An 8,219-nucleotide genomic window follows, 5' to 3' on the forward strand; every position below is an offset into this window, starting at 1 on the left:
GTCGGGTGGATCCGGGCCCATGGACGACGAGATTCCATTTTAAGGAGAGCAGACATGCTTGAGATTCTTCAATTCTACGTCTCGGACATATGGGTTTGGTTCGGCATTACATTTGGTGCGTACTTCATCATCAAGGAACTGTCTGCCGCGATCATCTCCATTATTCAGACCTGCAAAGGCCATTTCATCGACATTGATTCCAACTTCATCAAGATCACTGCCACGCGGCGGGATGATGAGTGAAAGGCGGCGGAATGCTCATGAACCGGATCGCTCTTGAGGAAGCGCAGCGTCATCTCTTCGACGAGGCTTTCACACGAGGTTTCAAAGCCTCAGCAGAAGGCTGGAACGGGGAATACCCGGAAAACATCATCTACACGAAGGAATTTCAAAAACTGCGCGATGAAAGCGTGAACGCAATGCTGAAGGAAGTATTCAGGGGGTAGTGATGGCAGGTCGCAAGCGCAAGTCCGGCAAGCGTGAGGCCAATGGAAGATTGGTCCGGAAAAGCAGGGGCGAAACCGAAATGCAGATCATGGAAACGGCTCTGGCTGTCCGGCTCCGGGCCGGTATTCCAAGGAAGTTGGCGCGCTCTGTGGGCTCGATTGAGGGGCTTTTGTTCGCGCAAGAGGACATCGACCGGGACCAGTACGAGGCCGCTGTGCATTATTTAAGTGCCCGGTTATCTTACCTTGCGGCGATTGATGACCCGCACCACGCCCGTGAGCCGCGTGACACAATCGGAGCGGGTAACGAGGAAGCGCACGAAAAGTTCTGCCGCTTCGCTATGGCACAATGGGCGCGCATACAGGAAGAAGTGGCGGAAATGCAGGTGCAACTTCGGAATACGGCCAACCTAGCCGGGGCTCTGGACGGCATGGTCAGAGGGCATGTTTGCGAGCACCAAATAGGCGACTTGCGGTACGCTCTCAATGCGGTGCATCGGGCGCGTGTAGGTCACAGAAAACGCGCAGCTTGAGGTTGACTTAATCCCGGAGTTAACGTAGTGTCAGAAATGTAAGTTCAAGAATTGTGTTTAACCCACCGGTAGCTTGCTGCCGGTCCTAAGTTCTTCGCTCAAGGAGAGTTTAGCGGCCCTTGTACAAATCCCAAACGAGCGGGTTGATCACCGCAGACGATGGGGACAAAAGCAGGGGCATTTTTCAGATCCGGAACGGGCGCTGGCGCGGGGAACGCCAACGCCCAGACTGCAACTGATCAAGACCGTAAGAATTGCAGCGATAACGGTTCGCGCCGCCCCGTCAACAACACCTCTCAGGCTTCCGGTAGCGCCGGGCTCAATACCGAGGGGTTACTCATTCAAGAACCGACAGCACCCCAACTAGGCGGGGTATGCGAGAAGCCCGTCAGCCTTAACCGGCTGGCGGGTTTTTCTTTGTCACCCTACAGCGGTGTACATCGGTAGATTGTCATCACAAGAGTGAATACCAAGATTAGGAAAAGATATCCGTTCGGGGGCATTGGGCGTATTTGACCTCTCATTGTTCGGTTGACGCCCAGCTCTAACAAATCCGATTCCGCGCTCAGATGTTTTCCACAACCAGAAACGACCTTTGGTTGGAAACCTGCGATTTTTTTGAGGAACCATATGGCCCAACTCGTTGAATTCCTCGAAATCCTGGATGATCTGGCGCGGGAACGTCACATCTCCGTTGACTTCTTCAAGGATGAATTCGACGGCTGGCACGCCCGGTTCTGTTTCCGCGACAGCCGGGGGCCGTATTCCGCCGAAGTCCAGTACAAGCTGATCAAGCCCCATCCCTCAGACTATGCGGTCATGCTGCGCCGACAGGCCGGGTTTGCCATCCAGAGAGCGCACGAACGTCGGCAGAGACTGCCGAAGATTGCCTATGAGGTGATCTGAAGGGCAGGGGGGCTCTCTGCCCGGTAGGAGACAGATTTGACGACGCCAAGCTTCTGGCGGATATCCAGCTTCCTGGTATGGATCACCATTGGCTTTGCAGGCTTGGTGTCGAACAGCAAGTCAAGCGGACATTCTGTCATCGGCTCGGTATTGACCGCCGCGCAAGTCTGCTCGACCTCTACGGTCATCTCAAAACAGTCCGCCAATATGGCCGAAATGCTCTTCAAGCGGTTGGCGGTTTCTGTTGCGCCAATGGATCTTGCGCGAGCCTCGTAATCCGCGCAGCGGAACACGAAATAGTCAAGTTCGGATGCTATGTCGGTTGCAAAGTCGTTGATCTTGCGAGGGTTTCTCCAAATCCGTTCACGGTCTGAAATATCCATGGCGCTCCCCTGCATTCTAAACTCTAGGTAATCAAATAATATAGTAGATCTATAAGTTGCAGTCAGAGTCAACGAGAAGCGCCATGGGAAGGTTCAGCGTGTCTTTCTTGGTGGTTTGCTGACCGGGCACCGGTAAAGGTCTGCGTCTATATACTCATTTAACGCTGAAGCTTCGGACAACAGTTCTTGAATGCGCTTCAGCCTCTCGGCAGACTGTTGCTGGTCAAAAGTTTCGGCAAATTTGCTGAGTACCAATGCGTGTCGGGCCGATTGGCTCAGGCAATCATGCAGATCATCGCAGAATTCCAAAAGATCCAGGTTGTTCAGTTCGCAATCCCGGCATTTGTTTCGCGCCATATTTCGCTCCTATTCGTAGAGCGACGGCGAAAGAGAAAGGCAAAAGACTTCCTGACCGTGAAAACGGTTATGAATAGCCCCCGTAAAAACCTCCTACGGCATCGGTGCAGCCCGGCAAATTACACGCCAACAACTGCCGCCCCCTAGCCGCCTCCCTCAGTGGAAAACAAAACCGGGCAGTATTAAAATACTCACGCAGCGTTACTTGAGTGTTATAGTAAACCTAAACAATAGATTGCATTTGAGTTGTATTTTGGTTTGAAATTTTAGAGCTTCGATTTAGATGAAGTTTTCTGTTATTAATATCGCTCTGGTTGTGCTATGAATGTACCTGCCTGACGAAGGGGGTGCGCATGGCAATTACACTGGAAGATTTGCTTGGGCGGGTCGGTGCAGCGCATCATGACCACGGCATACCGACGAGTCAGTGGGTGGTATGGCTGGACGGGCCTAATGATCAGCTCAACGGGGAGACACCTCTCGATCTGATCATGCGCGGTGAGACTGAAACAGTTCTGAAAGTTATCGAGGAGCGACCGCGAGAGGTTTTTGCCAAAATTCCGCGCAGGTTCTGCACATGAGGCAGGTTAACCTTCGGATTTGTCCAGATAGGTTGCGGCTGCGCGATCAACGGCCCTGATGGCGCTCTCCTTGGTCGGGGCCAAACCGGCATCAACCTTGCGCCATGAATTGACCACCCAGTACCATTGCTTTCCTCCCGGTTCGAGATAGACACGGGCGGTTAGTTCAGGATCTGTCTTGTGTGTACCGGTGCCGTCATTGGGGCGGTCTTCCCATGACTTGCGCCATGTGAATTGGGTTTGGGTGGAGGTCATGGCTATTCCACGGTTGACCGGCAAATGCAGGAAAGAGTGAGGTTAACCGGCTTTACGCATAGGGCTCAAGATCATTGAGCAAGGCAGCGCAGGCGAGGGCGGTTTGTCTGGTCGATCCATTGCGCTTCATTTTGCTGACACCGGTCGGCGTGACACCGAGCTTTTCGGCGCAGTCCTGCTGGGTGTAGCCGCGAGCCCGCATCTCTGCCAGCCATTTGATGACGGATTCGGGGAGCATTTCGGTCATGGTCACGCCTTCCCCGGATGGTGACTGACTGACTGCCCTGCTGCGTCTTCAATCTCCGTTTCCCTGATCAGGTCTTCCTGCACCGGGTCCGGGGCACCACCTGCGGCGATATGAGCGCGGTACCATGTGGCGATCAGACCGGACAGATTATCCTCCGGTCCATCGGTGAACAGCTCGACGGGCAAGCCGTTGAAACCGCAAATCTGCTCGATCACGGACATGTCGAGGCTGACCGCGCCGTCTGGATCACGGGCAAGATTGAGGGCGGAAAAGTCAAGGCCGCTAGGGATTTTAACAGTGCTGAGCTGTTGTTGCATGTTCGTCTCCACGGCGTGGGTAATCCAGTCGGTGAGCCGCATGCCTGCGGCGCGGCTAGCGCGAACCCAGCGGCCTTTTGTGGCCGCCGGTACACGCAGGTGAATGAGGGCTTTAGTCGTCGGCTTCGTCATTGTCCCGTTCATCGCGCAGGTTGTCCCGATGGGCGCGCATATCGCGCTCAAGGCAGGAGTGGAGGGTCTGCCCGTCGCCATTCGCGATGGCTTCGTACTCGTTTACAAGTTCCTCGATCCGTTCATCAGAGGTATCGGCTGTAATGTCGTCATTCTCAACCGCCCAGATGCCGGTTGTCTCAACGCTGAGGGGTTCGAATTTTCCGGGCTTGTACGTTTCAACGATCCCGCAGCCTCTTTCCGTTTCCGCAAAGCGGACTTCACCAAAGATGCGGCCAATAGCAGCCTGCGCATCAGACAGGCTCTCATACGCGCCGTGGGCTGTTACTGACCAGTCATTCGTTGTCCCGCACCACCCCTCTGTGCGAGGCTCGCGGCTCATATTGGTCAGGGCCGGTTCTTCCTGAATGACAATAGTGTTGCAGTCCAGATAGCTGTCTTCGTTCTGGTTAGGACCAACATAAGTGTTTTCGACAATATAGAACATGATGTTTCTCCTATCAGGAAGCCCGGTGCCGCCGGGGCGGTTCGAGAGGCCGTTTCCGTCTCTCTATGTCTTTTAATTTATGTAACTCAGTTTGATTTTGCAACCCTTAAATTGCATAAATCCGCAAAAACACGCGAATTAAACGGGCTCACGCATACGGCTCCATACGATGCAGGAGAGCCCTGCAAGCAAGGGCAGTGCGATGATCCGTACCGTTGCGCTTCATCGCGGCCACTGAATTGGCAGAGACGCCAAGCAACCGGGCGCAATCGGCATCGGAACGGGCAAGACCGGCTGCTTTCATGTCGAATAGCCAGTCTGCGAAGGTTTCGGGCGGCATTCTCGACCTCGCGCTATCCAAGTAACTTTGATGATCGCTCGGGTGAACATACAAGCAACTTGTATTTTGGCAGATCGATATGACAAACGCAAAAAAACTCAACGCCAAGCAACAGCGATTTGTTGAGGAATATCTGCGTGACCTAAACGCCACACAGGCAGCCATCCGCGCCGGGTATAGTCAGAAAACGGCTCAGCAGATGGGCGCGGAGAACCTTAGAAAACCTTTGATCGCCGAGGCTATTGCATCCGCCACGAAAGAACGCAGCGAGGAAGCCGAAATAACGGTTACTGAGGTGCTTCGGGGGCTGAAGACAGAGGCGACCCTTCCGGCAGAGAAGGGCGGCACACACGCCGCACGCGTAGCCGCATGGGGCCATCTTGGAAAATACCTCAAGATGTTTACCGACCGTCACGAGCATTCCGGACCTGACGGCGGGCCGGTGAAGGTGAAGACACTGAACGATTTCTATGGCGGCAGTATCAAACCCGACACTGAACCCGGCTCTTAGGAGCTTTTGGGAAGCACCAGCCCGCAACCGGGTCCTCTATGGCGGGCGGTCCAGCTCCAAATCGTGGGACGCGGCAGGCTTCGCAATCTTTCTGGCGTCGAACTACCGTATCCGGTTCCTGTGCACCCGGCAGTTCCAGAACAAGATTTCGGAATCGGTCTACACGCTTCTGAAAACGCAGATCGAGCGGTTCGGGCTAGGTGACCAGTTCACGATCACGAACAACTCGATCAAGCATGATGCCACGGGTTCGGAATTCCTGTTCTACGGCCTGTGGCGGCATATTGACGAGATCAAGTCGCTGGAAGGGGTCGACGTTTGCTGGATCGAAGAGGCGCATAACCTCACGAAAGAGCAATGGGACATTCTGGAGCCGACCTTGCGGGGCGAGGGCTCGCAATTCTGGATCATTTTCAATCCGCGCCTTGTCACGGATTTTGTCTATCGGCGCTTTGTGGTCAACACACCGCCGAAGACCATCAAGCGCAAGATCAATTACACCGAAAATCCTTTCCTCTCGCAAACCATCCTGGATGTGATCGCAGCCAAGCGGGCAGAGGATGAGGAAGAATACCGGCATATCTATCTCGGTGAGCCGATAGAAGATGATGATCAGGTGATCATCAAGCGGTCGTGGGTTCTGGCGGCCATCGACGCGCACAAGAAGCTGGGCATCACACCATCAGGAAAGAAGCGGATCGGCTTTGATGTCGCGGATGACGGGGCGGACAAGAACGCGACCGTCGCAGCGCACGGGATTGTCGCCACCCACGTTGACCAGTGGAAGGCGCGAGAGGACGAGCTGATCAAGTCGGCAAGGCGGGTTCATGCCTTGGCACGCCAGCTTGAGGCCGAAATTGATTATGACTGCATCGGATTGGGGGCGTTCGCGGGCAGCTATTTCAAGGAGCTGAACGCGGCAACCGAAACGAGGATCGCGTATCACAAGTTCAATGCTGCCGGAGAAGTCCTGAACAAGCTGGACCGGATCGATCCGAAAGACGAGCGTTCGCCCAAGAACGGGGATTTCTACGCCAACCTGAAGGCACAAGCATGGTGGGAAGTCTCCCGCCGTTTCCGCAATACTTTCAATGCGGTCCACAACGGTCAGCGGTTCGGGGAAGACGAGCTGATCAGCATTTGCAGTGATTGCAACCATCTCGACGCGCTGATTGATGAGCTGGCAACGCCGCGCAAGGACTACGACAACAGGGGCAAGTCCAAGGTGGAGAGCAAGAAGGACCTCGAAAAGCGCGAGGTGCCGTCTCCCAACTTGGCCGATGGGTTTGTCATGGCGTTTGCGCCGCGTGAGGCACCGCAACCGACAGCACAATTCGGAACATACGGAAACCGCAGATGACGGACATGAAAACACCGGACACGCCGTCCTCTGATCATGCGGCGATGATGCCCTATTGGCAGATGATCGCAGCCATCCTTGGCGGGGCGGATACCATGCGGGCGGCGGGAACAACCTATCTGCCCAAGTTCCCGAACGAGACCGAAGGCGATTACGAGTACCGGCGCGGCAACGCCAAGTTTACGAATATCTTCGGGGACATCGTTGAAACCCTGTCGTCAAAACCGTTTGAACAAGAGCTGACGGTTGATGGCTCAGACGATGCCATTGACGAGCTTCTGGAAGATATCGACGGGCAGGGCAATCACCTGCATGTGTTCGCCGCCGATCTGTTTCATGCAGGCGTTGCCGACGCCATAAGCTGGCTGATGGTGGATTACACACGGGATGTGCCAGAGGGCGCGACAAAGGCGCAGGAGCGCGAAATCGGAGCAAGACCCTATTGGGTGCATATCCCGGCGCTGAACCTGCTTGCGGCCTACTCAGAGCGCATTGGCGGCAAGGATCAGTTCGTTCATGTGAGGATCAGGGAAGACACTGTCATTCGTGATGGTTTTGGCGAGATCACCAAGGAGCGGGTGAGGGTGCTTGACCGGGCCGTGGCCTATGACGAGAGCGGCAATGCGGTTTCTGCCGGTGCGCCAACCTGGGCCGTCCATGAAAAGCGGGAGAAGACCAACGGCGTCGGGTCCGAATGGATCGTGATTGCCGAAGGGCAGATGACCATTGATGTAATTCCGCTTGTTCCGTTCATCGCGGGCAAGCGGCTTGGCGCGTCTTGGAAGGTCCGGCCACCTCTGAAGGACGCCGCGCATTTGCAGATCAAGCATTATCAATATGAAAGCGGGCTGGATCACGCGGCGGAAATGACCTGCTTTCCGATGTTGGCAGGCAATGGCGTTGAGCCGCCCAAGGGCGATGACGGCAAGATTCAATCTGTTCCGGTCGGGCCTATGGCAGTGCTTTACGCTCCGATGGGCAATGAAGGACGCCACGGTCAGTGGGAGGTGATCGAGCCCGCTGCAACATCGCTGACCTTCATTGCGGACCACATGGTCAAGGCAACGGAAGCGCAGATAAGGGAGCTGGGACGCCAGCCCCTGACCGCTCAGTCCGGCAACATCACCACGATTACAGCCGCGTTTGCCGGGGACAAGGCGCATACGGTGGTTGAGGCATGGGCGCTGAACCTGAAGGACACGCTTGAAAACGGTCTGGCGCTCACAGCCAGATGGATGAAATCAAATGCGGAGCCGGTTGTCTCGGTCAATACGGATTTCAGTCTGTCGCTCAAGGAAGACACGGGCGCAGATTCCATCGAAAAGGCCCGTGAACGTGGGGATCTGTCGCAAGAGACCTATTGG

The 8,219-nt window shown here is 55.3% G+C and carries 14 protein-coding genes; 8 read left to right on the plus strand and 6 right to left on the minus strand.

The window, feature by feature from the left end; translation table 11 throughout:
* Positions 1-54 precede the first annotated feature (54 nt).
* The 4 genes from E1297_RS05930 (at position 55) to E1297_RS05945 (ending at position 1,885) form a co-directional block, all read left to right on the plus strand.
* A complete protein-coding gene (locus tag E1297_RS05930) occupies positions 55-243 on the plus strand; it encodes a hypothetical protein (protein WP_155135217.1) in 189 nt (62 codons plus the stop codon).
* A 17-nt stretch (positions 244-260) separates the two neighbouring features.
* The gene (locus E1297_RS05935; protein ID WP_155135219.1) at positions 261-446 is read left to right on the plus strand and encodes a hypothetical protein; all 186 of its coding nucleotides are present in this window, start codon (positions 261-263) and stop codon (positions 444-446) included.
* Between the two features lie 2 nt (positions 447-448).
* On the plus strand, positions 449-979 hold the full coding sequence (locus E1297_RS05940) for a hypothetical protein (protein WP_155135221.1): 531 nt from the start codon (positions 449-451) through the stop codon (positions 977-979).
* A gap of 630 nt (positions 980-1,609) precedes the next feature.
* Positions 1,610-1,885, plus strand: a complete 276-nt coding sequence (locus E1297_RS05945; protein WP_155135222.1) for a hypothetical protein — start codon at positions 1,610-1,612, stop codon at positions 1,883-1,885.
* Here the strand turns inward: E1297_RS05945 and E1297_RS05950 are convergent.
* Complete coding sequence (locus tag E1297_RS05950; RefSeq protein ID WP_155135224.1) at positions 1,870-2,268, minus strand: hypothetical protein; 399 nt, start codon at positions 2,266-2,268, stop codon at positions 1,870-1,872. The genes E1297_RS05945 and E1297_RS05950 overlap by 16 nt on opposite strands.
* Before the next feature lie 710 nt (positions 2,269-2,978).
* Between E1297_RS05950 and E1297_RS05955 the strand changes: the two genes are divergently transcribed.
* Complete coding sequence (locus E1297_RS05955) at positions 2,979-3,206, plus strand: antitoxin Xre/MbcA/ParS toxin-binding domain-containing protein (protein ID WP_155135226.1); 228 nt, start codon at positions 2,979-2,981, stop codon at positions 3,204-3,206.
* Positions 3,207-3,212: 6 nt separating this feature from the next.
* On the opposite strand, the gene E1297_RS05960 is transcribed toward E1297_RS05955, so the two are convergent.
* From E1297_RS05960 to E1297_RS05980, 5 genes are all read right to left on the minus strand, one after another.
* Positions 3,213-3,461, minus strand: coding sequence for an ATPase (locus E1297_RS05960; RefSeq protein ID WP_155135228.1), 249 nt, complete (start codon positions 3,459-3,461; stop codon positions 3,213-3,215).
* 52 nt (positions 3,462-3,513) lie between these two features.
* On the minus strand, positions 3,514-3,708 hold the full coding sequence (locus E1297_RS05965; RefSeq protein WP_155135230.1) for a helix-turn-helix domain-containing protein: 195 nt from the start codon (positions 3,706-3,708) through the stop codon (positions 3,514-3,516).
* A gap of 2 nt (positions 3,709-3,710) precedes the next feature.
* On the minus strand, positions 3,711-4,157 hold the full coding sequence (locus E1297_RS05970) for a hypothetical protein (protein ID WP_155135232.1): 447 nt from the start codon (positions 4,155-4,157) through the stop codon (positions 3,711-3,713).
* On the minus strand, positions 4,138-4,644 hold the full coding sequence (locus E1297_RS05975) for a hypothetical protein (protein ID WP_155135234.1): 507 nt from the start codon (positions 4,642-4,644) through the stop codon (positions 4,138-4,140). Before E1297_RS05975 ends, E1297_RS05970 begins: the two co-directional genes overlap by 20 nt.
* 148 nt (positions 4,645-4,792) lie before the next feature.
* Complete coding sequence (locus tag E1297_RS05980) at positions 4,793-4,984, minus strand: hypothetical protein (protein ID WP_155135236.1); 192 nt, start codon at positions 4,982-4,984, stop codon at positions 4,793-4,795.
* 79 nt (positions 4,985-5,063) lie between these two features.
* Here E1297_RS05980 and E1297_RS05985 point away from each other — a divergent pair, with 79 nt between their 5' ends.
* The 3 genes from E1297_RS05985 to E1297_RS05995 all read left to right on the plus strand — a co-directional run.
* Entirely contained in the window at positions 5,064-5,495 is a 432-nt protein-coding gene (locus E1297_RS05985) for a terminase small subunit (RefSeq protein ID WP_155135238.1), read from the plus strand.
* Positions 5,455-6,855 (plus strand): PBSX family phage terminase large subunit, encoded by a 1,401-nt coding sequence (locus tag E1297_RS05990; RefSeq protein WP_155135240.1) that lies wholly within the window; start codon positions 5,455-5,457, stop codon positions 6,853-6,855. The genes E1297_RS05985 and E1297_RS05990 overlap by 41 nt, the downstream gene beginning before the upstream one ends.
* Positions 6,852-8,219 (plus strand): DUF4055 domain-containing protein (locus tag E1297_RS05995; RefSeq protein ID WP_155135242.1); only part of this gene is annotated, 1,368 nt, incomplete at its 3' end. The genes E1297_RS05990 and E1297_RS05995, both read left to right, overlap by 4 nt.

It is taken from the genome of Roseibium sp. RKSG952, from assembly GCF_009711355.1.

What these genes read in the sequence shown, in the direction of transcription:
- E1297_RS05945 (WP_155135222.1), top strand. Translation starts at nt 1,610, where the DNA reads ATGGCCCAACTCGTTGAATTCCTCGAAATCCTGGATGATCTGGCGCGG.
- E1297_RS05980 (WP_155135236.1), bottom strand. Translation starts at nt 4,984, where the DNA reads ATGCCGCCCGAAACCTTCGCAGACTGGCTATTCGACATGAAAGCAGCC.
- E1297_RS05975 (WP_155135234.1), bottom strand. Translation starts at nt 4,644, where the DNA reads ATGTTCTATATTGTCGAAAACACTTATGTTGGTCCTAACCAGAACGAA.
- E1297_RS05985 (WP_155135238.1), top strand. Translation starts at nt 5,064, where the DNA reads ATGACAAACGCAAAAAAACTCAACGCCAAGCAACAGCGATTTGTTGAG.
- E1297_RS05935 (WP_155135219.1), top strand. Translation starts at nt 261, where the DNA reads ATGAACCGGATCGCTCTTGAGGAAGCGCAGCGTCATCTCTTCGACGAG.
- E1297_RS05955 (WP_155135226.1), top strand. Translation starts at nt 2,979, where the DNA reads ATGGCAATTACACTGGAAGATTTGCTTGGGCGGGTCGGTGCAGCGCAT.
- E1297_RS05930 (WP_155135217.1), top strand. Translation starts at nt 55, where the DNA reads ATGCTTGAGATTCTTCAATTCTACGTCTCGGACATATGGGTTTGGTTC.
- E1297_RS05950 (WP_155135224.1), bottom strand. Translation starts at nt 2,268, where the DNA reads ATGGATATTTCAGACCGTGAACGGATTTGGAGAAACCCTCGCAAGATC.
- E1297_RS05990 (WP_155135240.1), top strand. Translation starts at nt 5,455, where the DNA reads ATGGCGGCAGTATCAAACCCGACACTGAACCCGGCTCTTAGGAGCTTT.
- E1297_RS05970 (WP_155135232.1), bottom strand. Translation starts at nt 4,157, where the DNA reads ATGACGAAGCCGACGACTAAAGCCCTCATTCACCTGCGTGTACCGGCG.
- E1297_RS05965 (WP_155135230.1), bottom strand. Translation starts at nt 3,708, where the DNA reads ATGACCGAAATGCTCCCCGAATCCGTCATCAAATGGCTGGCAGAGATG.
- E1297_RS05960 (WP_155135228.1), bottom strand. Translation starts at nt 3,461, where the DNA reads ATGACCTCCACCCAAACCCAATTCACATGGCGCAAGTCATGGGAAGAC.
- E1297_RS05940 (WP_155135221.1), top strand. Translation starts at nt 449, where the DNA reads ATGGCAGGTCGCAAGCGCAAGTCCGGCAAGCGTGAGGCCAATGGAAGA.